The 264-nt window shown below is 68.6% G+C and carries 1 pseudogene; it reads right to left on the bottom strand.

Features of this window, described 5'->3' with window-relative positions:
- A pseudogene (locus tag SB751_RS31590) lies at positions 1-264 on the bottom strand (TonB-dependent siderophore receptor); the annotation flags it as partial.

The raw sequence follows: 264 nt of genomic DNA, 5'->3' as shown, positions 1-264 counted from the left end.
AGGTCGTGGCGGCGGCCCAGCGCGTCGAAGGCGCCGCTGAGGCTGGCGTCCAGCGCGTTCTGGGTCTTGGGGATCGGCCATTTGGCGACCCAGACCGAGGCGCCCTGCCCGGTCTGCGGGTTGGCCCAGCCGTTGCTGCTGAACCAGCCATAGGTGCGGTCGTTGTCGTCGCCGGTGCGCGACAGCGTCAGCGACCCTTTCCATGATGACGAGAACTCGTGGTCGAGCGTGGCGAAGACGTTGTAGCGCGTGCGTTCCTGGCGG

The sequence above is a fragment of the Cupriavidus sp. SIMBA_020 genome (assembly GCF_046535395.1).
Classification (GTDB): domain Bacteria; phylum Pseudomonadota; class Gammaproteobacteria; order Burkholderiales; family Burkholderiaceae; genus Cupriavidus; species Cupriavidus campinensis.
Note: the sequence above shows the minus strand (reverse complement) of the source record. Positions and strands in the feature narration are given on the sequence as shown.